We start from the raw sequence: 24,348 nt of genomic DNA, 5'->3' as shown, positions 1-24,348 counted from the left end.
TCTACGATAGTTGATTAAAAAATCCGTTTTACTCATCTTTCCCAAAATTCATTCTGGCATAACGCCCTCGAATGATTTCATAAATGCCGTATAAAATCAAACCGGCTGCCGCCAAACCAAGCAACACCATTCCGTATGGCTGGGAGGCTATTTCACCCAAAGCGCCATCAAGTCCTTTCGCTTCATCCGGGTTCGCCGTATAGGCTGTCTGTATAAAGAAGAATCCGACCATCGCAAGTACAATCCCCCTGGCAATCAATCCTAACTTCCCGGCATTTTTCGCCACTTTTTTCTCATGCTGATTCATGTCTTTTAAAATAAACTTCCGCATGAATTTTTCTTTATAACCTGCGTAAAGCTGATAGACCCCATATCCAATGACGCCGACACCAATGAGACCAATAATCCACTGACCGAATGGCTGACCAAGCAGCGTAGCAGACAGGGTTTGTTCAGAATTCCCACCACCGCTTTCAGCATGCATAGCAATCTGAATAGCCGATGTTGCCAGACCGCTATAAATCACTGCACTGATCACATAACCTGCACGAATACCTAAACCTTTGGCGTCTGTTCCTTTTTGTTGAGGGTCAAAAATCGCACGAATCAGTTCCCATATAATATAAAAAAACAAACCGATCCCTACAACCCACAATAGCATTTCACCAAACGGAATCGTTGCAACCTGTTGGAGCGCACCCGTGGTATCTGTTGTTTCACCACCACCGACTCCAGTGGCCGCCATCAATGCAAGAATTCCCACAATCATGTAAACCGCACCTTTAGCCATATAACCGAATCGGCCAAGACGACGGACCCATGGTTTTACTTCTTCTTTCGTGCTGTTAGCTTTTAACGTTGCCTGTCCCATGATGTTTTTTCTCCTTTCATTCCACTGTTTCTCCTTTCAACTGACCAACTGCATTTTTCTTTATAATCAAATCAGACATCCGAAGCTGAGAAGCTGCTTCATATAAAACAGGCGAACAATTTGCACGTTCTGTCTGTTCCTCAGTTTCGAGGCTGTAACACGTGCCGTTCTCTCTTTCAGTAGTCAGATCAGCCTGATAGTAGTATCCATCATATAAGTAGGATCCATCGCGAAAAACAGTCAGATTCGCTTTATCATCTAACAGATTATCACCAATCATGTAACCTTTATCTTCACCAAGCAATGACAGAATCGTCGGTGCAATATCAATTGTTCCGCCCGTTGTACTGATCACTTCCCCAGTATCCATATCCGGAAGCTTCATAAATAGAGGCACTTTTCTACCAAGGTTCAAATAGTCTACGGCTGACTCTGCTTCAGCCATTTCAGCCATATCTCTCCCAGGCTCCTGCAGACCGCTGTCGTGGTCCCCATATGCGACAACCAACGCATCATCCCAAAGATCCTCTTCTTTTAAACGATCCACCATCGCACCAAATGCCTGATCAACAAAATGGATATTATGATAGTAATTTTGAATAATTTCTTCTTCCAGACTGTTTAGATTCAATTCTTTTTTATCCTCAGGAAAATCATATGGTGTGTGACTGGTCAGTGCCACAAGAAACGAATAAAACGGCTCCTCCATTTCCATCATTCGGTCCACTGATGATAAGAAGAAATCCTTATCATTTAGTGTCAGGCCGATGATATCTCCATCAGGAAAATCATCGATACTGAAGAAATGGTCAAAACCGAAGTTACTGTATACATCATCACGATTCCAAAAATCCCGTTTGAATGCGTGAAAGGCTGCAGTTTCATACCCCTGACTATCCATTTTTTCAGGCAGAGAGTCATAGGAGTGATCCGGATATCTCGTATAAACGGATCCTGCTTTCAGCGGATAAAAAGACGTATTTAACAAAAATTCAGCATCAGATGTACGCCCCTGATGAGTCTGATGATAAAAGTTCGGAAAATAAAGCACTTCTTCTTTAAATTTATTGATAAACGGTGTGATCTCCTGACCATCAATTTGCTGATCAATGACTGATGTTTGAAACGATTCCAGCTGAATAACAATCACATTCGGCTTGTCCTGAAACGTTTCATCAACAGGCTGATCACGGTTGCTATCGAAGAATTGCTGCAGCTCCCTTTGCTGAGCGGCTGTTAATTGTTTTTCCTCAATCCACTGATCATTTATTTCCCGGCCTATATCAATCACATGGTGCCCCATCATTCCAGCTTTAAAATACGTGCGCATATTTGAAAGCGAATCCTGAACCAGCCACTCATCTCTGTCTCCAGCATTGATCGCCAGAGGAGTAACCAGAAAAAACAGTCCCGCCACTACTCCCATCACCACAAAACGATTTCTTGATTTACGTGGTAAGTCATTAAAAGATTTCTTACGATTAAACACCAAATAAATGCCAAACAGAACAATATCCGTAAATAACAGAAAATCAGCAGGATAAATTAAATCCCTTAATCCACCGCCGACCTCTCCCATCTGAGGAATCTGAATTAAAAGTGCTACAGATAAAAAATCACTGAAATAGCGGTAATACCAGACATTCGAGAGTATCAGCACCGTAAATCCAATACTGAGAAAAAATAAAATCCACCTGCGTTTTGAAGGACTGATCCACAGTGTCCATGCAGTCATCAATAACACGGATCCCAAACTGACAAAAAACAGATGGACACCAAAGTAGGTGCCTGTCATCATGCCTACAAGAGACATCTTCAATATGAGCATAAAAACAAAAATAAAGTAATCAACTGACTGAAACTTTTTGATCTTCACGGCACCCCTCCTCCCGGAAATATCTCACTATTATTTACCCTGTGTAATTTGCGGTTAACCCGTACAAGTAAAAATCCGCATAAAAAAAGCTCTATTTGTTTTTTGGCACAAAAAAGCACCATGGGGGAAACCATGGTGCAGGATTTTTGATTTTACAAACCGTGCTGTAATACTCCTTTCCATTGTCTAGCTGCGTCAGGCAGGGACTCATGGATTTTTACGCTCACGATTGCTTATGACTAAATAACCAAACTCAATTAAGTACAGAAACAAAAGAGATCATACCTTCTTACAATTCTCTAAAATGAACGTCAGATGAAGTCTCACAGTTATTTTAACGGTATGTCTCTTCTTTGGAATCCTCGTATTCTTCCTCCGCCACAAATTTAACACGCTGTATGAATTTACTTACTGAGCGATCCGACGCAAATAGTAAAAACATACGTACATACCATTTTAACGGCTCATTAGTTGTTGTATAACGGAAGTATGTTGTCTCTTCATCAATTTTAATTAATTCATATAAAGCCGTGATCTCAAACATGGAGCCTAATGTAAAACCGACTTTTAAAAGCTTTTTGTCTTCACCATCTTCAAGGTTAAGTGTTTCAACATCATATTCCATGACCCGCTTGCCTTCTTTGTACTTCTGCCTGTACACTGAACCTTTTCCATCTTCTGTCTTTTTGATCTCGACGTTCTCAACGACCTGCGGCATGATTTTTTTCATGTCTTTATCTGATCCATTAAAGTACTTCCAGACAAAGTCGATCGGAGCCTTGATTTCAATCCCTTTTGTCCATTCACCCATTCCGGTCACCCCAATGATTATTTTGATATGATTGTAACATTTTTAGCGAAAAAAGTTGGCTTGGAAATGGATAAAATAAAAAGCAAACCGACTGCAGTTAAAAAGCCGGTTTGCTTTTTTCTGACGAAGTTATGCTAATTTAAATTGACCAAGCAATGTGCTTAATTCCACCGCTTCATCCTTTAATGATTTCGCACTCTTTGAAACCTCTTCCATGGAAGCACTGGACTGCTGCGATGTGGCAGAAACCTCTTCAACACCTGCAGCAGACTCCTCAGAAACAGAGGCAATGCTCTCAATAGAAGAATTCATTTCTTTAGTTGATTCAATCACCGTTGTAATAGAGTCAGACATATTCGCCACCTGATCGGTCACATTGGCAATCGTCGTTTTCAGCTCACCAAAAAGTTCTCCTGTATAGGAGATTTTGTCAGTTCCGTCTGATACCATCTGATATCCTTCTTCAAGTGACAGCACCACATTTTTCGCTTCACTCTGAATTCCGCTGATAATGGAGGTAATGTCAGAAATGGATTGAGCAACTCCTTCTGCAAGCTTTCGGACTTCATCGGCAACGACAGCAAATCCTTTTCCATGCTCACCAGCCCGCGCGGCTTCAATCGCGGCATTTAGTGCAAGAAGGTTTGTCTGGTCTGCAATTTGCTGAATGACTTCAGTCAGTTGTGCTATATCATTCGTTTTTTCGTCCAGTCCCTTAACCATGCTAAGCGAATCTCTCATCTTCTGATCAATTTCAGACATTTGACCGACAGATTCCATCATTGCCTCACTACCCTTGCTGGTAATACCCAGCATTGAAGCAGAGCTTTCCTTCACTTCCATCTGGCTGAGCTCAACGCGGTTAATGACGGCAATAAACTCATTCATTTTTTCAGCGAGCCCTGATGCTGCATGTGCCTGCTCCTCAGCGCCGCTCGACATCTCCTCCATCGTCGTAGCAATCTGATGACTTCCTTCCTGAACCTCAGAAGAATATTGATTAAGCATTTCGCTTTGATCCGTAACGGTTCCGGCCACTCCGGATGCTTGTGACAGAAGCACATGCAATTTTTCTTTCATTGTGTTAAAAGCCAGACCTAACTGACCCACTTCATCTTTGCTCTGATAATCAATATCCTCAACAGCCAGATTTCCATCTGCAATTTCTTCTGCCATGACGACAGCACTCTTAAGATTTCTTTTCACCTGACGGGTGATCAGCATAAGCAGCGTAAGACTGATAAGAATAGATAGTCCAACAGCTGCCAGCATGACTGTTATCCCCGTAGCAACAGAGGATTCCGCACTTTCAGAAGCAGCCGTACTGTCTGCAATGACCAGGCCGGCAAGCTCTTCCAGACTTCCTGTTACAGTAGCTCTGAGTTGCTGTGAAGTCTGCCTTGCTGCCTGTAAAGCAGCACTCTCTTCACCTGTATAGTTGGGTATAATCTCATTTTCAAAGTTGAGATCCATTTGTGCCTTACTGGCAATCACGTCATTTAATATGGCGAGCTGGTTTTCGTTTGTTGTCGTTTCCAATACAGAAGCAGCATAAGAATCAAAAGTTGCGCTCTCTTCCTGATATTCCTCTATGTAGGAATTATTACCCGAGTTCACATAATCCGCGACCCGGACATCCATTGCTCTGAATATTCCTCCAAGATAAACAGCCGTTACTGCCCGTTCACTGCGCCGGTCCATTGCTGCTGTATCTTCTTCGATACCTTTCATCTGAACAAATAAAACGACTGCTGTGATAACAAATAATAAAACCGCTGACAGAACTGCTACCGAATACTTTCCGCCAATCGACAAATTGCGATACCATTTCATTTTTAACCACCCTTTCAATTTTCGGAATAATATAAAACTTTCGAACTAAAGCTATATTACCCGTACATTTTTTAATGAAACCAAAAGAAAGAAAAAATTTAGTTCTTTCGGTCTATGAAATATATCATTTGAAAGGATTTTTTATCTTTGTCATATATTGAAAAATATTTGGAAGTAGAGGATAATGAGTCAATCTGAAAGAAAGGAGTGAGTGTGATGAATGAACATACGATGACTGACCACCAGACCGGGTATCAGCAAAAAGAAATGCGCACGAAGGATTGGCTGATTACTTTATTACTGCTGGTGATTCCGATTGTGAATATTGTGTTGTTGTTTGTGTGGGCTTTTGGTGGGGATACGAGTCAGAAGAAGTATTATTCCAGGGCTTCGCTGATTTTGGCTGCTATTTTTGTTGGACTTTATATTCTTTTATTTGTTTTATTTATGATTCTTGGAATTGCGTTTTCTTCTACTTCAAGCTATTGAAATAACAGGCAAGGGCCAACCTTCGCTTTCCACGGCCGCAGGAGTCTTCGGTTGGCCCTTGCACTCTAAATTTTTTATAGAATACAATACATATATGAACCGTACTTATCACCAACTGGTGATGACTACGGTTCGTTTTTTGTGAAAATGCCTGTGTTGAATGTATCAAAGAGTCCCTATTAGAAAGACTCTTTTACTTAAAATGAATCCTTCGATCAAGTAAAATCGTATATTTACCAAATTTAATCAAAGGAGGTTAACTATGCTATTTTTTCTGTGTGTGCTAATTGCGGTCGGACTTGCTTTAATGGTGTTTATTTTTCCTAAAGTGGAAGAGTCTATGCGATCGTTTATGGGCGGCGGGTTCAGCGGGATGGGTAATCCATCTGATCAATATATTAAGTGCCCTCACTGTGGAAAGGCTGTGCGCCGAACGACTGGCGATGCTTATTGCAGTCCGTGCCGAAAGTATTTTTAATACTTTAGCGGAAGCCACTTTAAGACATCCTGAATTTTTTTGTCCCAGTAATCCCAGGAGTGGCTTTCTCCTTCGTTTTCTTCATAGTAATGAGCTGCATTCTTTTCCTGCAGGAGCGTGGAAAATGTCTGATTCCCATCGAATAAAGGATCAGCTGTGCCACAACATTGATATAAAACCGGTAATTGATTTGCGTCCGCCTGTTTTAAAAGATGAATCAAGTCATCATTTGTATTGCGTGGACCTTTTTCTCCAAAGATCAGCTGGTAATCGTTTATACCAAAAGAGTTTGCACGATCTTTATAGACGTTGATATCCAGCACACCGGATAGACTGGCTGCAGCTGCGAATTGCTCAGGTTTTCTAAGGGCCAGCTTAAAAGCCCCGTATCCACCCATAGATAATCCAGCCACGAAGTTTTCCTCCCGTTTCGCTGACAGTGGAAATAATGACCGTGCGATAGCCGGCAACTCCTCACTAATAAAGGTCCAATACTTCATGCCATAATGCATATCCGTATAAAAACTGCGCTGAACCTGTGGCATGACAACAGCAATCCCCATTTCAGAAACATACCGTTCAATGGATGTACGGCGTGTCCAGATCGAATCATCATCTGAAAGACCGTGCAGTAAGTACAATACAGGATGCCGTTCGCTCTCTTTGGCATCAGACTTCATGCCAATCTGATTGTGTGTTTTTTGAGGTAAAATGACGGTCATTGTTGTCGTCATTCCGAGTACATCTGAATAAAAACGGCAAGTAATCAATGCCAATATCTACACTCCCCTTTTTAACTGTCGGCTTCGAATCCAGTGATCAACCGCTCCACTGCCGCTTAGTACACCTGCTACAATTAACAAAAATCCGACGATTTGGCCTACGAACACTGGTTCATTCAGTAAAATCGCAGCTCCGGTAATCGAAAACAGCAGATTGAGGTTTGTGAATACCGCTGCTTCACTCGGACCAATCAGGCGAATCGCATTATTGTAAATCATGTGACCGATCCCTGTAGCGATAAAGGCTGATGCAAAAAATACGGCATAATGAAAGCCTTCACCGGTCAGCACTGACGCGTAACCAGAGGGCTCTGTTAACAAACTGATAATCCCGAGAATAATAGAACCGGTGATCATCATCCAGCCGGTTAACACGATCACATTTAAATCAACCGTCATTTTTTTAATTAGAACAAAACTGATCGCCTGCGTGACGGCTGCAAGCAGGATAAACCAGTCTCCCGCAGCAATTTGGAATTCGCCTGTACTCCCTGCCATCATGACAAGCGCCACTCCGCTAAACCCGACAAGAATTCCGATTATTTTCAGTGGCGTCAACGCGGCCTTTAGGAAAATCAGTGCCGCAATGGCGGTCAGAATCGGAATGAGACCAAGAATCAATCCGGTATTTACCGCGGTCGTTCCTTTAAGTCCTACTGATAAAAAATAATGATGTCCCACAATATTGAACAATCCAATCAACACGATAATACCAAGCTGCTTCGTCGAAGGGATTGCCAGCTTTTTCTGAATAGCAAGCACCGCCATGACAGCAAGTCCTGCCGTGAAAATTCTTAATGAAGTCATGGCAACCGGGGAAAATGCCTCGACCAGCACTTTTAATGCCACCACATTCAGTCCCCATGCCACCATAATTGAAACGAGCCAAACATACGCATTGGATTGCGTCATACCCTCACCTGATTTCTCTCTGTTTAATGTAATTCTGAAAGCTTTTTCTCGAGTTTAGGACGGAGCGTTTTGGATAAAGCTTGTGCGCTCAGAACCATCTCATATTGTTCTTTTGTCGGCTTTTTTGCAAATAAAAGATCATTTACATGCTGAACCGTTACACCTGCCGGATCACGCTGAATCAGCTTCAGGTCATCACCCGGCTTTACCGTCCCTTCTTTTAATACACGGAAATAAAATCCTGTATAGCCTGAATCGCGCATTCGGACAATAAGTTCCGGCTTATCGTATTTAGCGGCAATTTTAAAGCAAGGCTGTCGCGGCTCCGTTACCTGAATGACCGCTTCACCAAATTGAAACTGGTCACCGATACAAGTTTCACGTTCAAGAAGCCCTTCTGTCGTCAGGTTTTCACCAAACATAGACTCCCCTTCCTTCACCTTCATCCAGTCACGCCAAAAATGATGATGATCATACGGATACAGGCAAAGTGCTTTTTCCGTTCCACCGTGATGTTCGGGCGTCTGTTCATCAGAAGTCAGGCCGGTTTTTGTTACAAACATTTCTTCTTTTATCGGGCTTTTTAACAATGCACTTTCAAAGGTTTTACTGCCAAACGTTAAGGTTTGCACACGAGCTGCATTAATTGATTTAACTTTATACGTTTCCACCATCATCATCCCTTTAGCGAAATAAATAATTCGTCCTTCTAAATTATAACGTATTTTATCAGATACGAGATTTAAGATTGAAGATAAAATGAAAAGGGTAGAGTGGAAGAACAGACTATAGACAGGAGTGATCAAGAGTGGATACATATTCACACATCATTAACGGACAAAAAACAGGGCAGGAGCTGGATACGATAGAGGTTATCAATCCGGCAACCGGTGAAACCATTGCGACGGTCCCACAGGGGGGCAAAGAAGAAGCTGGTCGGGCAGTCGACGCGGCACACGAAGCCTACAAAAGCTGGTCGAAAAAATCTGCCTATGAACGCAGCGAACTATTGATGAAATGGGCTCATCTCATTGATGAGAACACGGATGATCTCGCACGCACGATGACGATTGAACAGGGTAAGCCGCTGAAGGAAGCAGCCGGTGAAATCGCTTATGCCAACGGGTTTATCAAATGGTTTGCAGAGGAAGGAAAACGTATCTATGGAGAAACGATTCCTTCTTCAAAAGATGGCAAGCGTTTATTCGTTCACAAGCAGCCCGTTGGTGTAGCGGCAGTTATTACACCATGGAATTTCCCCGCCGCCATGATTACGCGCAAAGTCGGCCCGGCACTTGCTGCAGGATGTACCTGTGTGATCAAACCAGCCGGAATGACCCCCATTACCGCGATCAGACTAGTGGAGTTAGCTAAAGAAGCTGGTATTCCGGATGGTGTGATCAATGTCGTCACCGGAAAATCTTCTGATATCAGTGAAGCGTGGCTGTCAGATGAACGCGTGCGCAAACTGACCTTTACCGGCTCAACCGAGGTCGGTAAATCGCTTATGAAAGGCGCAGCGGATACGATGAAGAAAATTTCACTTGAGCTTGGCGGACACGCACCTGCGATTGTAATGGATGATGCTGATCTTGAAAAAGCGGCAGCAGGTGTGGTTGCAACGAAATTTCGTAACGCCGGGCAGACATGCGTAAGTGCGAATCGCATTTATGTGCATGAAGATGTTGCAGATGAATTCACAAAAATCTTCACTGAAAAAGTGGCAGCTTTAACGCTTGGTGATGGTCTTGAAGAAGGTGTTGATCTTGGGCCTCTGATCAATGAGGATGCTGTGGAAAAGGTCGATGAACATATTCAGGATGCTGTATCAAAAGGAGCTGCCGTGGAGACAGGAGGAGAGCGCCGTGACGGACTGTTTTACAAACAGACTGTTTTATCCGGTGTGACAGACGATATGCTTTGCATGAAGGAAGAAACGTTTGGACCGGTCGCTCCGATTACAACGTTTAAAACAGAAGAAGAGGCAATCGAACGGGCCAATGATTCGATCTATGGACTCGCAGCGTATGTGTTCACAGAAAACCTTTCAACCGGCATCCGGCTGTCCGAAGCACTGGAATACGGAATTGTCGGTCTAAACGATGGACTGCCTTCCGCACCGGAAGCTCCATTCGGCGGATTCAAGCAAAGCGGACTCGGCCGCGAAGGTGGTCATCAGGGCATTGAAGAGTATCTTGAGACGAAATATATTTCTGTTGGGTTATAAAATGAGTGGTGGTTCTTGAGCCGTTGCTGGTTTGGGACGATGTATGTTTCTTCGGTTAGATAAGGTCATCTGGCTGGTGAGATTTAGGAAGGGTCTTGTCTTAAATGACAGGGCCTTTTTGGTGTTGGGTCGATCTTTTCAGATGGTCGTGGTGTTTGATGGAATCAAGCTGTGCACTGAGGGAATTGTGGTTGGGAAGTGATGGAATCCAAACCGTTTTTGAAGGAAAAAGCTGCTCTAGTGGACCTAGTGATGGAATTATTTTTTCAAACGATCGAAATTTTTTCCAGAAAGAAGGGATAAAAATCTGAAAAGAAGGAATAACTTAACATTGCGAAGGAATGCTGGTCACCCGAAATTTAGAACCCGATTCCTTCTCTGGTCATCAAAAAAGTCAAAAAACTGTGAACACACCAGCCGGCGCATTCACAGCCTTCATTTATACCTTCATCACATAAAAAAAGAGTTCTTTTTCCATCTCAAACCCCGCCTTTTTATACAGATGAATCGCTGTCTGATTCTCTTTAGATACACACAATTGCAGTTGCCCGATCTTCTGCTTGCTCATTAACTTATCCATCGCCTGCCGGAGAAGTGCATAGCCGACTCCTTTGCCGCGTGATTCAGCTGCAGTGCCCAGAAACTCAATTGTCCCTTCATTGAACTCAGCATCTGATTCCGCATATACATAACCGACTGGTGCATCGTCCAGTGTTGCGATCAACAATGGTCTAAACTCATTCGTTCTCCCGAGGATTTCTTCAGCTGAATAATAAGTATTAGGAAAAATACTGTCATGAAGTTGAACAAACGCACTTTTATCCCCATCATGATAGAGACGCACTACTACACCTGACTGATCATCCCGTTCATTAAATTCACAGGCTGACAAGACGTATTCCTCACTTGTTTTCTCGCCGCCGTGTTCAAGAACCCATTCACCTGCGCGTACATTGTCTTTCCCGTAAAAACCGTGCAACGTTGTCCCTGTAGGAACCTTCTCCAACAGACGGTCTGCCATATGCGCCCAGTCTTTTCCTTCCTTAATAAACGGACCCCACATATCTGCTGTGCCGTCCTCGTAATCAAGTGCCAGCACATTGTCCCCATCAAAAAACAGGTACTCATCCGCAATGTCTTCCTTTAAGGATTTCAAAATCTCCTGTTCATCGACTCCGCAATACCCGACATGATGGGCAGGCTTTTGATTCAGCTCCGCAATCACACCAGCTGCTTTTTCAAATTTCCCCATCTCCTGCTTCCTCCCCACACTCCATACAGTAAAGCTTATTTTCCTCTGTCACACCGTTTAAAAATCCATTTTCACAATACACGGTTTTCCCGCAGTGCACGCACTGGCCCACTTCTTCGCGCATTCTTACACCCCTTTAGTCCGACGGTTCCAGCAGTCCCATCGTTAAGCAAAGATCCAGTGCCAGCCTTTTTGTTCCCTTCGCAAATTTAATTTCGAGTCCGTCTTCTGTAAATCCTTCAATTCTGCCTTTTCCAAATACACGATGCTTCACAAAACGGCCTACTTCAAGGTCTGAAACTTTTCTGATTGCATTTGGATTTTGCGGAATGCGTGACTCTTCGATTTGCTGTTGTTCCTCCGGTGGATGAATGATTTCGTTCACCCGCAGCAAAAATGGTGACGGCTTTGTTGCATTACCAGCCCGGTTTCTGTAGGAGAGCAGCTCAAGCTCCTCCTCCGCACGGGTCATACCAACATAAAACAGGCGTGCCGCTTCTTCAATCGGCTCGCGATTTCCTGCCTTCTGTTCCTTTTCATCATTTTTTGAAGGGATGACATCACTGATTAAATCAAGCATATACACCTTTTTGAACTCCAAACCCTTTGAGCTGTGAAGCGTAGATAAGGTTACCGCATTCTGATGCTTGTTGAATTTAGACGTCTTTAAAAGCGACTCCAGATGCTTGAGGCGATTCGCAAAGGCGACCATCCCGGTTTCTTTACGGGCAATCTGTTCAAGCGTGCCAAGTACATCATGCAGATATTCCAGTGAAAAACCGAGATTTTCACTCATTTTTTCAAGCGCGCGGTCATATCCCGCCTGCTCACGGATCATCCGGATCACGCGGTATGGCTCTCCCCCCTTCATTCTGTCAAACGCACGTTTCAATCCATTCAGCTGCTTTTTCTGGTAATCCTTCAGCGACTGAAGTTGAAGCAGCCGATCAAAAACCGATCCTTCCTCAGGCTGTTTTTTCAATTCAAACAGCTGCTGACGGGTCACATAACCGAGGCATTTGGTCGAGATTTTTTCAAACAGTTCCACTTTTGTATCGTTAAAAGTCAGCCTCATAAAGTTGAGGATATCCTCCACAATCCAGTGGCTGAAAAAACGGACATCCGAATCCTTCATGTAAAAGGGGATCTGAGCTCTTTCAAGCTCATTCATAATTAAAATTGAGGAGCTGTTAGTGCGATAAAGTACAGCGGCATCACGGTAGTTTTCAAGCTTGGCAAGCTCCTGGGCCAGATACGCTGCCTGATCCTCATAATCCGGAAACACTCTGATCCGGACCGCTTCTCCCTCTTCATTTTCAGTGAACATATTTTTTTCATACCGGTTTTTATTATGTTTAATAAATTCATTAGCTGCATTGACCACTTCAGGTGTGGAGCGGTAATTTTGCTCCATCATCAGCACTTCTGCCTGCGGATACACCTTCTTAAAATCCAGCAGATACTGTGGCTCAGCTGCTCTCCACGTATAAATCGACTGATCATCATCAGCCACCACACACAAATTCTGATGCGGCTCCACCAGCTTTTCCACGATCGCGTGCTGAACGAGTGAAGTGTCCTGACTTTCATCAGTCAGAACGTGATCAAAGCGGGACTGGTAGCTTTTCAAAAGCGCAGAATCCGTTTTAAATGCCTCTAAGGCAAGCGTTAGCATATCATCATAATCCAGCATCAGCTGGTCAGGATTCTGCTGCTTCACCCGCTCATATTCTTCTGCAATGTCCGCTGCCTGCTTTACCTCGCATTTCACGGTGTTCCATTTTGCACGGGGAACCAGCTTATTTTTGATAAAGCTGATATAGTTCGTCAGCTCCTCAAGCTGATCATCTGTAATCGATTCTTTATTAAAACGCTGAAACAGATTCCTCAGCAGCATCTTCTTATTTCCTGTAAAATCTGCCGGATCCTCTACTGGGCCTTCAATCAGCTGCCATGAGCGGCGCTGTTTCTTTAAATAATCCCGCACGACTGAAAACGCAAGGCTGTGAATAGTTGAAAAATCGACTTCCGGAAGGGCTGGGAACATTTTATTAAAACGCTGCTTCATGTCATCTGCAGCGGCTTTACTGAATGTCACTCCCTTTATTCTTGATGGATCCACTCCACGCTCTTCAATCAGGTGACCGATTCTCATCATAATCGTTGTCGTTTTTCCTGATCCCGGTGACGCCAGTAAAAGTAATGGTCCATCTCCATGAAGAACAGCCTTTTTCTGAACTTCATTTAGATTTACGCCAATTTCCTTCCGCTTTCTCTCAAAATAATCTGCCATAATCCGTTCGTCTCCTGTTCAAATCTTCTATGCGGTTATTGTAACATTGATCGCTTTGTACAAGGAGTTCATGCTGAAGAAAATGCCTCTTGTACTAGCCGCACTACAAAAAAAGGAACAACAGCCCCCGCCGTTGTCCCGCATTTTATAGAAACACTTCCTGCTCAATCTGCTTCATTTCATAAAATATACCCTTTTTCTCCATAAGCTCCTGATACGTACCCGATTCAACGAGCCTGCCGTGATCCATAACAAGAATCCGGTCCATATGCTCAAGTCCTGTTAAGCGGTGACTGATCAGAAGCAGTGTGCCATTTTCAGCTTTTTCAAATAAAGCGGACATGACACGACTTTCCGTGACACTGTCTACAGATGAAGTCGGCTCATCCAGCAGCCACAGACGATCACCTTTCAGCATCGCCCGGGCAATGGCCAGCCGCTGACGTTCTCCGCCCGAAAGATTTTCCCCTTTTTCAAGAACGGGATCATCAAGTTCAAAACGGTTCAGATCTGTTAGACGAAGTGCTTCACTCAGTTCAACATCAGAAAAACTCTCTCCTGCAATTAAAAGGTTATCCCGTATTGTCCCAAAGAAAAAGTGATTTTCCTGCATCACGACGTTAGCGTGACGCCAAATATCTGAAGATGGAACATGCTTCAGGTTCTTGCCGCCAATTTCAATTTCTCCATCCTCTGTTCGAAGAATGCCGAGAATCAGCTGAAAAATCGTAGACTTACCCGATCCACTGGCTCCTACAACAGCCGTTTTTGAACCTGCCGGAAGTGAAAAGCTGACAGAATCAACAACCGGACGCGACTCCCCTTCAAACTTGTAAGATACCTCTTTGAACTGAATATCCAAAGTATTTTTATCAAGTGACTGAAACGGTTCTTCTGCTTCAACAGGCTTCATATCTGTCACTTCATTTAATCGCTGAGCCGCATGGCGACTGTCTTCATAGTGATTAGCCAAAAGGGCCATCGGAGTCGCATTTTCAAAAACCGTTAACGCAAGCATCACGAGCATCGCAAGGAACAGCGCATCCAAATCTCCGTTTACCGCCAAATACACACTCATCGCAAGCACGCCCCACGACACAAGCAATCCGGCAGACTGGTTAAACGACTGATTCAGCATCCCCTGACTGCCCGTTTTTTCCTGATTATTGACGTAGGAAGCAGCTGACTGTCTTAATTCCTCTTCTTTCTGATCAAGCTGCTGATAAATCTTCAGGTCTCTGAATCCATATAATACTTCCGCCGCATCAGTTGATAAAGCAGCACGCGCCTCACGCACCTCTTCTTCAAGCTTCTTTCGCCTCACTGCAAAAAGTGCCGGAAGAATCAGACCCGTTAAAAGCAATCCGCCCAAAAACAGCAACGGAATCCAGATCGAATAAAAAGCGGTGAAAAACATCGTACTGAGGAAGATCAGCACAAGCACTACCGGCGGATAATACACCCTGAGGAAGAAGTTCTGAAGACTTTCCACGTCGCCAACAATTCTTGCAAGCAGATCTCCGCTCCGGAACTTCTGAAAGATTCCCGGTGCAAGCGGCTCCAGCTTTTCAAAGAAATTCACGCGGATTCTGGCTAATATATTAAATGTCGCACGGTGAGAGTATATGCGCTCCCCGTATCGGCTACCGGCTTTGGCCAGACCGAACACCTTTAAGAAGGCAATCATTAAAGCCAGGGTATACACCGGCGGAACAAGTGCCGCTTTGGAAATCAAATAACCACTGGAGGCAAACAGACCAGCTGTCGTGATACCCCCTAAAAAACCAAACAGCACTGAATACCATACATCCTTACGTTCTTTCGCAATTTCCTTTAGAACGATTTTCAGGTCATTCATTGAGGTACTCCTCCTTCCTGAACATCGACCATTTCACGATAAGAAGCTGATTTCAGCAGTTCATCATGCTTTCCTTTAGCTGATAATGTTCCGTCCTCAAGCAGTAAAATCTGATCAGCCTGACGGATCGTATACAATCTGTGAGCAACTGTAATTACCGTTGCGTGCTCTCCCAGTTCCTTCATGGACGAAGTCAGAATCTTTTCCGTTCTCAAGTCAAGTCCCGTTGTCGGTTCATCGAAAAGAATAACTGATGGTTTTTTCAAAAAGGCTCTGGCTAAAGCAAGACGCTGCTTTTCTCCGCCTGAAAGCCCTCTGCCCGCTTCACCAACAGGCGTATCAAGACCTTTTTCAAGTGACGAAATCAATTCGGCCAAGCCCGCTTTCTCAGCTGCGGCCTCAATCTCTTCACGGGTTGCATGGCGGGTGCTTCCAATCGCAATATTTTCTCCAAGCGTTCCTGAAAATATAAATGGCTGCTGTGAGATGTAGCTGAGCTTAGAAAACCAGCTTTCCTCGGTATATTCACTTAAGGGCCTGTTATCAACTAAAATCGTCCCTTCAGATGGCGCCATCAAACCGCTTAACAAATGGAGCGCCGTTGTTTTTCCTGATCCACTTTTTCCAATCAGCGCAGATTTTTCAAATGGTGATATTTCCGCGTTGAGAGGGCCGAGTTTAAATCCATCTTCTCCATACTTAAACTGAACATCCTTAAAAGCAATTTCAGGTGGCTGATCACTGCTTAAAACACGCTCCCCCCACTGCACCCGGTCCTCTTTTTGATCAAGCTCAGACGTAATAAGGGCTGCTGCTCCTATACTTCCCCGACCTGTATGGAACGCACTGCCAAGCTCACGAATGGCCACATAAAATTCCGGCGCCAGAACAAGCAGGAAAAACGCCGTTAAGAAGGTCACGCTTTCAAAAAGAACGAGCCGCAACCCAAGCTCAAGCGCAATCAATCCAACCCCAAGCATTGAAATATACTCAAGCATCAATGACGAAATAAAGGCAACCTTTAACACCTCAAGTGTGGCATCTCTGAACTTAAAGCTGCTGTCCTCAATCGCATCACGCTGCTTTTTTGATTGTCCGAAAAGCTTCAGTGTCGTAAGCCCTTGAAGCGTATCTAAAAAAGTTCCGGAAAAAGCAGATAACTGCCCCATCTGTTCTTCAGATTTCTTCTGGGTTTTAATCCCGATAATCACAAAAAACAGGGGAATAAACGGCGCCGTCACCATCAGGATCAGCGCTGAAATTAAATCCTGTGTAAAAGCAGCAATCAAAATCATGAGCGGAACAATCGACGTCTGGATAACCTGCGGAATATAGCGGCTGAAATAACTGTCTACCTCATCCACCGCATCGAGCATCACACTGATCTTTCTGCCCGACTGTCCCTGCAAAGAAGCTTGCACAGGATTTCTCGTATATTTAGCTAGAAGCTGCTCGCGGATCGTCTGCTTCACCTTCGCTGACATCCACGCACCCGTCCGGCCACTCGCGAACGTAAGCATCGCCCTTGCTACAAGCGCAACAGCAAGCCAGCCAAACAACGGCAGCACATCATTCCACACGGCATCCTGCAGAAAAATCTGATCTACAATCCGCACGATAAAATAAGCCTGCGCAATAATACTCGCACCAGACAAAATCGCAATCGTAATCAGCAGAATAAGCGTCCCTTTATATTCTCTCGCATAACGAGCCAATTCGTTCATCAATGCTCTCTCCATTCTTAGAAATGGCTTGATTTTTGTAAATGTGAAGTATTTCACAATTATAGTTAGTCTTATTATAACGAATTATACGTGAAATTTCACCTCATAGGGATTCGCAGCATGTGTGCAGTGTTCAGACAGCTTTTTTTGTTAAAATCCAGACTCAAACTTGTAAAACTCCCCATATGACAAACAGGTCAAATGACCTCATCCTGCGAAAGAAAACCAAAATCTTGCGAACCTCCAACAAAATCTCACGAACCACACACCGAATCTTTCGAAACAACATCAAAACTCCATGAAACCGGGGTAAAATCCTTCGAACCTCCTGCTGAAAGCGGAGGATGATCCCGGCGCGGTTTTTCAAGTAAAAGAAAAACGCCCCCTCAGAGACGTTTACTTAAACCAGCCCTTCTCGCGAAAACGCGAAATCGCTTCAATCCGATTTGATACCTCAAGCTTATCCAGTATCACCGAAATATAATTCCGCACCGTACCATTCGTAATAAACAGCGTACCCGCAATTTCCTTCGTCGTTTTCCCCTCCGCAATCAGCTCCATCACTTCCTGCTCCCGCTCTGTCAGCGGATTAGGTTCAGTCAGCGCCATATCAACGAGCTCCGGTGCATAAATTCTCCGACCATCCATAATCGTCCGGATCGAACGCGCCAGCTCCTCACTCGGGCTATCCTTCAGCAAATATCCGCTGACACCCGCGTTGCGTGCCCGTTCAAAATAACCCGGTCGGGCAAATGTCGTCAGAATAATAATTTTGCACGGCTCATCCTTCAGCTCTTCAGCCGCATCAAGCCCGGTTTTTAAAGGCATTTCTATATCCATAATACAAATATCCGGCTGAAGCGAACGGACCATTTCAATGGCTTCTTCCCCATTTTTCGCTTTGCCGACAACATCGAGATCCTCTTCTAAATCAAGCAGAGAACCAAGTGCGCCCAAAAGCATCGTTTGGTCTTCCGCCAGTACAATCCGAATCATCCTGTTTCCTCCTTAGACGAGTGCTTCACAACTGTTGGAACACTGATAATCACTGAAGTTCCCAGTCCATTTTTTATATCCAGCGATCCATTCACAAACTCCAGACGTTCCCGCATACCGCGAATCCCGTTACCTTCAGAGAAACGGTCAGTAGAAAAACCACTTCCGTTATCCTCCACTGTAATACGCAATTCCTTTGGAAGCTGTTGCACCTCCAGGTGGCACTGCGTAGCGCTGCTGTGTTTTACCACATTTGTGACGGCTTCCTTTACACACATGCTCACCACATTCTCCACTAAAAGCGGAACATTTTTCAAAGCAGGATCTCCTTTGACCTCCACTTTCATTCTGGCAGCATTTAGCAGTTCCCGTATATGATAAATTTCATCTTCAAGCTTTGTTCCCCTCATATCAGACACGAGTTCACGCACTTCCTTTAAAGCAGTACGGGCTGTCTGATTAATATCCTTCAGCTCATTTTTCGCAGATTCAGGGTTTGCTGTTAACAGCTTACTCGCGAGGTCGCTTTTTAAACCGATTAATGACAGCTTTTGTCCTAGCGTATCATGCAGATCCCTCGCAATACGCTGACGCTCCTCCATTACCATTAAATCCGAAATCCGCTTCTGGGCGTATTCCAGCTGGCCTTCAAGCTTCTGCCGCTTCATCCGGTTATACGAATTAATCGGCAGCAAAATAACCCCGATCACACTGATAAATACAAAAGGAAATTGCGTGAAAAACAGCTGATCCTGCGTGAAGAAAGCAATATTAACCGTTACAATTGTTGAACCGACCAGAATACCGTAAAGCGTAAAAAAACCAGCCTTATTCTGAACCGTTCCAATCATAAACGAAAGAAAAATCGCAAAATAAACAAAACCGAACAGCACCGTCATCGCAATACTGATCGCAATCGCAATTCCTACCCAGACATAATTCAGCCAGCCCTTCGTCAAAAAAGTCAGCCGGTAGGAAACAAAGAAAATCAAAATCATCAAAACTCCGACCGAAATCTCAAGCCAGGTAGAAGACCTGAAAATAAAATAAAACGGCAGCATACAGAAAATAATCCATATATAAATATTCAAGCCTGTATTTTTCGGAAAAATGTTATACCAGTTTTGCATGATGCTCCGTCCCCAAAAAAACCGCATCCTAAAACAGGACGCGGTTTCAAAAGCTATTATTGTTTTGTCTGCATCCTTCTCATTTCAAGGCGCATTTTTTCTTTTTTCAGCTGCTGTTTGACTTCGTTAAAGCTGACAAAGGTTTTGCGCGTTTCGTCGTAAAGACGGAAGCGGATGGATTCCAGACTTGATTTCATTGTAATAGTTGTTGCTTTTTGTAATGGCGGTGTTGATTCGTGTGCTTTTTCAAGATGGTAGTTCGGCACTCTCGGGCTCAGATGGTGCACATGATGGTAGCCGATGTTGCCCGTTACCCACTGCAGCACTTTAGGAAGCTTGTAATAGGAGCTGCCATCGACCGCTGCTTTGACATAATCCCATTCAGATTCGTCTTCAAAGTAAGAATCCTCGAACTGGTGCTGTACATAAAACAGCCAGATGCCAAGCATCCCTGATACAAACATAATTGGTCCATGTACGAGAAGAAACGCTTCCCAGCCGACCAGGAGAATCATCAATGTATATAAAACAACAATAGAAACATTAGTCAAATACGTATTTTTACGCTCTTTTTTCCTTGCGTCACTACGATTCATCCGGTTCGTAACAAGGAACAAATACACAGGCCCAAGACCAAACATCACGAGTGGATTACGGTACAGGCGATAAGATAAACGTTCTTTCCATGATGCTTTTTTATATTCTTCGACTGTCATGATCCAGATGTCACCTGTTCCACGCTTATCAAGATTTCCGCTTGTCGCGTGGTGGATTGAGTGTTCACGCTTCCACTTTTCATACGGAAACATCGTAATGATGCCGGTAATCGTACCGACCAGATTGTTAAGCTTTTTATTTTTGAAAAATGAGCCGTGACAGCAATCGTGGAAGATGATAAAGATTCTGACCACAAACCCTGCAGCAATGATCCCAAGTCCCAATGTCAGGAGATAAGAAATTTCAAGGCTCTGATAGGCTAAAAACCATAATATAAAAAACGGTGGAATTGTATTAATCATTTGTCTGACGCTTGCTTTTAAGTCTGTTTTTTCATAAGGAGAGACACTTTTACGCAGCTCGGCAATCTTTTGTTTCGTCATGATTTCCTCCTCTGTTGCTCTTATGACCTCATCATAAAGCTTTCCCCATTTAAAAATAAGTCATGAGTGTAAGGGATCATTCATGACAGGTGTCATGTTCTATTTAGCAGGATCAGGAATATAAAAAGCATTCTGGTAAAAGACAGGTCAATAATTCTTTTTTGAACGGGTCATACTACCCGAGAGGTGATTTTATTGAAAATTGGAGTATGGCTTATTGTATTCATTTTATTATTCCCTGCCTCCGCGCTGGCTGAAGAAATGAAGCGGGATGATCTCTTAAAAGAACGACTTAGCTATTACAGTCTTTATCAGCATCAAACGGTGCCGTGGTATTATCTCGCTGCTGTCGATCAGTTCGAGCGGAATATTCAGCCGGTGCGATCTGATCTTCAAAAAAAAGAGGGACCTCTTTCTTTAACCATCCCTGACGAAAAATGGTTCGGTCCCCTGCACCCTGATCCAAGTAATCTTTCCCCTTACTTTATTTCTTTTTTTGGTGGTATCGGGCTGGATGCAAATGGTGATGGGAAAGCTGATCCGAATGATCCGGAGGATATCTTTGGGTCAATGGCTGACTTTATTCAGCAGTTTGACTCCTTCGAGCAGGCTATGACCTATTATTATGAAAGAAAAGAAAGCATCCGGCAGGTCATGACCATTTCTGAGATCTATCAGCACTTCAATTCACTCGATCTCTATCAGCACGTATTCCCTTTAGCTAAAAACTATGAATACAGTTACCGGAGTACATGGGGCGATAAACGGGGCTGGGGTGGCAGGAGAATGCACGAAGGAACGGACTTATTTGCCGGCTACGGGACACCTGTTCTTGCCACCACCTATGGCAAAATCGAAGAGCTGGGCTGGAATGATTATGGCGGCTGGCGTGTCGGCCTCCGTGATATTCACAATGTCTATCACTACTACGCCCACCTGTCCGGTTTTGAAAAGGGGTTAAAGAAAGGGAATTATGTAAAACCGGGTGATCGGTTAGGATATGTCGGCAGCTCCGGTTACGGGAAAGAAGGAACAAGCGGCAAATTCCCTCCTCATATGCATTACGGACTGTATATGGAAAACGGCCGCACACAATGGGCATTTGATCCTTACCCGTCTTTAAAGGTATGGGAAAAGAATGATCAGCCTTAGTTGCACATTCCGTGAGCATCTTTCTTTAGTGAGTCGAAAAGAACCCGTATAATGTGGAGCAGATTGACTCAACAGGAGGATGATTCAAATGAGTAAACCATTTTTAGATTCATTTACCTTTAAAAACGGAGTAACGTTAAAAAACAGATTATTCATGGCACCGATGACGAACTTTTCGTCTAAAGATAATGGTGAAGTAACCCAGGAAGAGCTTGACTACTACCGCGTGCGTTCAGGCGGCGTCGGCACTGTACTGACTGCTGTGGCAAACGTAACGGATGACGGGAAAGGCTTCCACGGGGAAATCGGCGCACACCGTGATGACCTCGTTCCAAGTCTGAAATCACTTGCTGACACGATCAAAGGAGAAGGCGCAAAAGCGATCCTGCAGATTTTCCACGCAGGCCGTATGGCACCGCCGGAATTGCTTCCGGATAACCAGACTGTCAGCGCAAGTGCAGTCGCACCGGAACGTGAAGGCGCAATGACACCACGCGAGCTGACAAACGAAGAAATCGAAACGATTATTAAAGCCTTTGGCGATGCAACACGCCGTGCGATTGAAGCAGGCTTTGACGGTGTTGAAATTCACGGAGCCAACACCTACCTGATTCAACAATTCTTCTCACCACATTCAAATCGCCGCGAAGATAAATGGGGCGGATCCGTTGAAAAGCGCATGACGTTCCCATTGGCGGTTATTGATGAAGTCAACAAAACCGTGAAGGAATTTGGAAATGAATCCTTTATTGTCGGTTACCGTTTATCACCGGAAGAGCGTGAAAACCCTGGTATCACAATGGAAGACACGTTAACATTTGTAGACCGTCTCGCAAAAGAAGACCTTGACTATCTCCACGTATCCGTACAGGACTTCCATCAGGGCTCTATTCGCGACGAAGCGGATACAGCATCACGCGTTCAGCTTATCCACGACCGTGTAGGAAGCCAGGTTCCAATCATCGGAGTAGGCTCACTGCACACACCGGACGACGTAACCAAAGCCATGGCAGGAGGCGTGCCACTCATCGCACTCGGCCGCGAAATCATCGTCGAGCCGGACTGGGTACAAAAAGTCGAAGCAGGCAAAGAAAGCGACATCCGCACCTCCCTATCTGTTGACGACCGTGAAACCCTTACCGTCCCAGAACCACTATGGAACGCAATCGTCAACACAAAAGGCTGGTTCCCGGTGAAAGAACACCAAAACGCTTAGGGGACGGAGCGCCTGTTCCTTTTTAAACATGAATATGCTAATCAACCGGCCTTCCACTTAGGAGGCCGGTTTTTTGGGGACGGAGCGGGTGTTCATTTTGCCGGAAATGAACACCCGCTCCGTCCCCCTGATTCTTTGATTTAAAAGGGCCGAACGGGATTCCTTCACTACCGATGGTTATTCCGTCTTTTCAAAAATCAATCCCTTCTTTTGAAAAATGAATTCACTCTTTCCGGAAAATGATTCCATCAAACAGCTGTCAGATCCAATTAATCCCTTCATTCTCAGTTCAGATTCCTTCTAATCAACCTTCTCATTTCCTCCTTTCAAAATATAATTCCATCACTCCAAAAACCCCTCATTCCCCTCCTGCACTTAACCAACAAGCCTTTCAACACCTCCTGTCCCGCCGCACTAAAGACAGCGAGACATCCACCCATCACTTATCACCATCTAAACCTCAAAAAACCGGACCTCCATCAGGAAGTCCGGCCACTTTTCTTATCGAAGGCTCAGGAATGAACCGTTGTGGTTGTTGTTTTCATCAACAAGCATCAGGTTTAGTCCAAGGCCAAGATCAAGATTTGATGCAAATGAATTGTCATCATCTTCAGATGAAAGTCCTGTTGCTACTCCAAGATCAGTGGCAAGGCCAAACTCATCTTCAGAAAGACCAAGATCAAGTGCATTTGTTACGTCAGCAAATAGTGAAGAACGATCTTCTTCATCTTCGTTAGAAAGATTCAGACCAAGGTTTGTGTCGTTTGAAAGAGAAGACATGAAATCTTCATCCTCTTCACTTACGAAAGAACCTGACAGATCGTTAACCAGGATACCATTTAGTCCAGTTTTTGAATCTTCATCTTCAAATCCTGCACCAATTGTTCCGCCAGTCACTGCATCTAATGAACCTGATGTCATATCATCATTTGACTCAAAAGCACCATCAAGGTTGTTGAAAAGTTCTCCGCCAAGGAAAGAGCTGCTTTCTTCATCTTCAGCTTTCACACCAAAACCTGCAGTTGTATCGTTAGAAACATTTGCTTTTACTTCGTCTTCATTCACAACGAAATCTGAATTCAGATCATTTGAAGCATCCGCCATTACTTCTGCACTTTCTTCTTCACCCTCAGCTGTTAGACCAAGTGATGCGTCTGTTTGTGCGTCTGCATTCGCTTGTACTTCATCTTCGTTTACCACTACATCTGTGTTCACATCATTTGAAGCATCCGCCATTACTTCTGCACTTTCTTCTTCACCTTCAGCTGTTACACCTACTGATGCGTCTGTTTGTGCGTCTGCTCCAGCTTGTACTTCATCTTCGTTTACCACTACGTCTGTGCTCACA

Annotated in this window: 21 protein-coding genes; 5 read left to right on the top strand and 16 right to left on the bottom strand. The window is 44.2% G+C overall.

Annotation, left to right across the window (positions count from 1 at the left end; translation table 11 throughout):
• Nucleotides 1-28: 28 nt before the first annotated feature.
• The 4 genes from E2491_RS03340 to E2491_RS03325 all read right to left on the bottom strand — a co-directional run bounded on the left by E2491_RS03340 (nucleotide 29) and on the right by E2491_RS03325 (nucleotide 5,391).
• Nucleotides 29-871, bottom strand: a complete 843-nt coding sequence (locus E2491_RS03340; RefSeq protein WP_134372643.1) for a DUF1206 domain-containing protein — start codon at nucleotides 869-871, stop codon at nucleotides 29-31.
• Between the two features lie 16 nt (nucleotides 872-887).
• A complete protein-coding gene (locus tag E2491_RS03335) occupies nucleotides 888-2,747 on the bottom strand; it encodes an LTA synthase family protein (RefSeq protein ID WP_244093870.1) in 1,860 nt (619 codons plus the stop codon).
• A 334-nt stretch (nucleotides 2,748-3,081) separates the two neighbouring features.
• Nucleotides 3,082-3,558: an SRPBCC family protein gene (locus E2491_RS03330; RefSeq protein WP_134372640.1), complete on the bottom strand. Its 477-nt coding sequence runs from the start codon at nucleotides 3,556-3,558 to the stop codon at nucleotides 3,082-3,084.
• Nucleotides 3,559-3,687: 129 nt separating this feature from the next.
• Complete coding sequence (locus tag E2491_RS03325; RefSeq protein ID WP_134372637.1) at nucleotides 3,688-5,391, bottom strand: methyl-accepting chemotaxis protein; 1,704 nt, start codon at nucleotides 5,389-5,391, stop codon at nucleotides 3,688-3,690.
• A 216-nt stretch (nucleotides 5,392-5,607) separates the two neighbouring features.
• Here E2491_RS03325 and E2491_RS03320 point away from each other — a divergent pair, with 216 nt between their 5' ends.
• Both E2491_RS03320 and E2491_RS03315 read left to right on the top strand, forming a co-directional pair.
• Nucleotides 5,608-5,880: a hypothetical protein gene (locus E2491_RS03320; RefSeq protein WP_208528026.1), complete on the top strand. Its 273-nt coding sequence runs from the start codon at nucleotides 5,608-5,610 to the stop codon at nucleotides 5,878-5,880.
• A gap of 262 nt (nucleotides 5,881-6,142) precedes the next feature.
• The gene (locus tag E2491_RS03315) at nucleotides 6,143-6,358 is read left to right on the top strand and encodes a hypothetical protein (RefSeq protein ID WP_134372634.1); all 216 of its coding nucleotides are present in this window, start codon (nucleotides 6,143-6,145) and stop codon (nucleotides 6,356-6,358) included.
• Here E2491_RS03315 and E2491_RS03310 read toward each other — a convergent pair.
• From E2491_RS03310 to E2491_RS03300, 3 genes are read right to left on the bottom strand one after another with little or no spacing between them, the layout of a single operon-like run.
• The gene (locus tag E2491_RS03310; RefSeq protein ID WP_134372631.1) at nucleotides 6,355-7,134 is read right to left on the bottom strand and encodes an alpha/beta hydrolase; all 780 of its coding nucleotides are present in this window, start codon (nucleotides 7,132-7,134) and stop codon (nucleotides 6,355-6,357) included. The genes E2491_RS03315 and E2491_RS03310 overlap by 4 nt on opposite strands.
• A 3-nt stretch (nucleotides 7,135-7,137) precedes the next feature.
• The gene (locus E2491_RS03305) at nucleotides 7,138-8,052 is read right to left on the bottom strand and encodes a DMT family transporter (RefSeq protein WP_134372628.1); all 915 of its coding nucleotides are present in this window, start codon (nucleotides 8,050-8,052) and stop codon (nucleotides 7,138-7,140) included.
• Nucleotides 8,053-8,075: 23 nt separating this feature from the next.
• Complete coding sequence (locus E2491_RS03300) at nucleotides 8,076-8,870, bottom strand: MOSC domain-containing protein (RefSeq protein ID WP_244093869.1); 795 nt, start codon at nucleotides 8,868-8,870, stop codon at nucleotides 8,076-8,078.
• Here E2491_RS03300 and E2491_RS03295 point away from each other — a divergent pair.
• The gene (locus E2491_RS03295; RefSeq protein WP_134372626.1) at nucleotides 8,861-10,279 is read left to right on the top strand and encodes an NAD-dependent succinate-semialdehyde dehydrogenase; all 1,419 of its coding nucleotides are present in this window, start codon (nucleotides 8,861-8,863) and stop codon (nucleotides 10,277-10,279) included. The genes E2491_RS03300 and E2491_RS03295 overlap by 10 nt on opposite strands.
• Nucleotides 10,280-10,718: 439 nt before the next feature.
• Here the strand turns inward: E2491_RS03295 and E2491_RS03290 are convergent, their stop codons facing one another.
• The 8 genes from E2491_RS03290 to desA form a co-directional block, all read right to left on the bottom strand.
• Nucleotides 10,719-11,531, bottom strand: coding sequence for a GNAT family N-acetyltransferase (locus tag E2491_RS03290; RefSeq protein ID WP_134372623.1), 813 nt, complete (start codon nucleotides 11,529-11,531; stop codon nucleotides 10,719-10,721).
• Nucleotides 11,518-11,655, bottom strand: coding sequence for a hypothetical protein (locus E2491_RS17435; RefSeq protein ID WP_166805775.1), 138 nt, complete (start codon nucleotides 11,653-11,655; stop codon nucleotides 11,518-11,520). Before E2491_RS17435 ends, E2491_RS03290 begins: the two co-directional genes overlap by 14 nt.
• Nucleotides 11,656-11,667: 12 nt before the next feature.
• Complete coding sequence (locus E2491_RS03285; protein WP_134372620.1) at nucleotides 11,668-13,824, bottom strand: ATP-dependent helicase; 2,157 nt, start codon at nucleotides 13,822-13,824, stop codon at nucleotides 11,668-11,670.
• Between the two features lie 145 nt (nucleotides 13,825-13,969).
• Nucleotides 13,970-15,682: a thiol reductant ABC exporter subunit CydC gene (gene cydC / locus E2491_RS03280; RefSeq protein WP_134372617.1), complete on the bottom strand. Its 1,713-nt coding sequence runs from the start codon at nucleotides 15,680-15,682 to the stop codon at nucleotides 13,970-13,972.
• The gene (cydD, locus tag E2491_RS03275; protein WP_134372614.1) at nucleotides 15,679-17,406 is read right to left on the bottom strand and encodes a thiol reductant ABC exporter subunit CydD; all 1,728 of its coding nucleotides are present in this window, start codon (nucleotides 17,404-17,406) and stop codon (nucleotides 15,679-15,681) included. The genes cydC and cydD overlap by 4 nt, the downstream gene beginning before the upstream one ends.
• A 396-nt stretch (nucleotides 17,407-17,802) precedes the next feature.
• The gene (locus E2491_RS03270) at nucleotides 17,803-18,402 is read right to left on the bottom strand and encodes a response regulator transcription factor (protein WP_134372611.1); all 600 of its coding nucleotides are present in this window, start codon (nucleotides 18,400-18,402) and stop codon (nucleotides 17,803-17,805) included.
• Complete coding sequence (locus E2491_RS03265) at nucleotides 18,399-19,532, bottom strand: sensor histidine kinase (RefSeq protein WP_134372608.1); 1,134 nt, start codon at nucleotides 19,530-19,532, stop codon at nucleotides 18,399-18,401. Before E2491_RS03265 ends, E2491_RS03270 begins: the two co-directional genes overlap by 4 nt.
• Nucleotides 19,533-19,588: 56 nt before the next feature.
• On the bottom strand, nucleotides 19,589-20,632 hold the full coding sequence (gene desA, locus E2491_RS03260) for a Delta(5) desaturase DesA (protein ID WP_134372605.1): 1,044 nt from the start codon (nucleotides 20,630-20,632) through the stop codon (nucleotides 19,589-19,591).
• Between the two features lie 186 nt (nucleotides 20,633-20,818).
• Here desA and E2491_RS03255 point away from each other — a divergent pair, with 186 nt between their 5' ends.
• Nucleotides 20,819-21,784 carry a M23 family metallopeptidase gene (locus tag E2491_RS03255; RefSeq protein WP_244093868.1) on the top strand — a complete coding sequence of 322 codons (966 nt, stop codon included), beginning with the start codon at nucleotides 20,819-20,821 and terminating at the stop codon, nucleotides 21,782-21,784.
• Nucleotides 21,785-21,863: 79 nt separating this feature from the next.
• Complete coding sequence (locus tag E2491_RS03250; protein WP_134372602.1) at nucleotides 21,864-23,000, top strand: NADH-dependent flavin oxidoreductase; 1,137 nt, start codon at nucleotides 21,864-21,866, stop codon at nucleotides 22,998-23,000.
• A gap of 501 nt (nucleotides 23,001-23,501) precedes the next feature.
• Here the strand turns inward: E2491_RS03250 and E2491_RS17430 are convergent.
• The coding region (locus tag E2491_RS17430; RefSeq protein ID WP_166805774.1) for a hypothetical protein at nucleotides 23,502-24,348 on the bottom strand (847 nt) is incomplete at its 5' end.

Source organism: Jeotgalibacillus sp. R-1-5s-1 (genome assembly GCF_004405105.1).
Taxonomy (GTDB): Bacteria; Bacillota; Bacilli; order Bacillales; family Jeotgalibacillaceae; genus Jeotgalibacillus.
This window is presented reverse-complemented; position numbering and strand designations above follow the sequence as displayed.